General features: G+C 70.0%; 2 protein-coding genes. Both read left to right on the top strand.

The genetic code is table 11. From position 1 onward, the window contains the following. Positions 1-173: 173 nt before the first annotated feature. The gene (rplJ, locus tag AC1MIR_RS23645) at positions 174-701 is read left to right on the top strand and encodes a 50S ribosomal protein L10 (RefSeq protein ID WP_480030628.1); all 528 of its coding nucleotides are present in this window, start codon (positions 174-176) and stop codon (positions 699-701) included. 96 nt (positions 702-797) lie between these two features. Continuing rightward, a complete protein-coding gene (rplL, locus tag AC1MIR_RS23640) occupies positions 798-1,178 on the top strand; it encodes a 50S ribosomal protein L7/L12 (protein ID WP_480030627.1) in 381 nt (126 codons plus the stop codon). Positions 1,179-1,318 lie beyond the last annotated feature (140 nt).

Raw genomic sequence — 1,318 nt, 5'->3', positions numbered from 1 at the left:
CTTGACGGTCCCTTCCAACAGGCGAGTCCCCGGGCGGCGGAAGCTGACCGGTTTCATCGCGTTCCGCCCTTCCAAAAGGTGGAACCCCGACGTGATCGCCGGAGGGCGCCGGGGCTGCCAGGCCCCGAGCACCCGAAGGCGTGAATCACGGAGGCAAACTAAGGAGACGGGACGTGGACCGTACGGAAAAGCGCGCCTTCGTGCAGGCGATGCAGGCGGTGTTCGCGGACACGTCGTTCGTCCTCGTCAGCCAGAACAAGGGGCTGACGGTGGCCGATGCGACGGTGCTGCGGCGGCGCATGCGTGACGCCGGCGCGAGCTACAAGGTGGCGAAGAACCGGCTGGCCTCGCTCGCCCTCGATGGCACGAAGTTCCAGGCCATCCAGCCCCTGCTGAAGGGTCCGACCGCGCTCGCGTGGTCGAAGGATCCGGTGGCGGTGGCGAAGACGGCCGTGGAGTTCGCCAGGACCAACGACAAGTTCGTGATCCTGGGCGGGGCTCTCGGGACCCAGACGCTGAACGCCGATGGCGTGAAGGCGCTGGCCGAGCTGCCCTCGCTCGAGACGCTGCGTGCGCAGCTGCTCGGCCTGATCCAGACCCCGGCGACGCGGATCGCCGGCGTGCTGCAGGCCCCGGGCAGCCAGCTCGCGCGGGTGTTCTCGGCCTATGCCAAGAAGGACGAGACGGCGGAGGCGGCCTGAGGCCGGCTCGCAGCCACAGTGCCATCAGCCCGGGGGCCAGCGCCGCCGGGTGTTGCAAACTTCAAGCCAAGCCACTAGATCAGAGGATACACGAACATGGCCGATCTTGCGAAGCTGGTTGACGAGCTCTCCAGCCTGACGGTTCTGGAAGCTGCCGAGCTCTCGAAGATGCTCGAGGAGAAGTGGGGCGTGTCCGCCGCGGCGCCGGTCGCCGTGGCCGCCGCGCCGGCCGCGGCTGCGGCCGCTGCCCCGGCCGCCGAGGAGAAGACGGAATTCACCGTCGTCCTGAAGGCGGGTGGCGACAAGAAGATCAACGTGATCAAGGAGATCCGTACGATCACCGGCCTCGGCCTGAAGGAGGCCAAGGATCTCGTCGAGGGCGCGCCGAAGACCGTGAAGGAAGGCGTGAACAAGGACGAGGCGGCGAAGATCAAGAAGGTGCTGGAAGAGAACGGCGCCACGGTCGAGATCACCTGATCGGCCGGCGCGGCCGCTCCCCTGTCAGGGGTGGGTGGGCGCGCCCAAGGTGGCCCGGGGCGACCCGGGCCGGGGGGGCGGGGTGGGGACGGGGGGGGGGGGGGCGGGGGGGGGGCCCCCCCCCCCGCGGGGGTGGCGGG

This window comes from Falsiroseomonas sp. RANM36, assembly GCF_056682175.1.
Note: the sequence above shows the minus strand (reverse complement) of the source record. Positions and strands in the feature narration are given on the sequence as shown.

Bases quoted from the DNA above. Each gene is read 5' to 3' on its own strand.
- rplL (WP_480030627.1), top strand. From the start codon at position 798: ATGGCCGATCTTGCGAAGCTGGTTGACGAGCTCTCCAGCCTGACGGTT.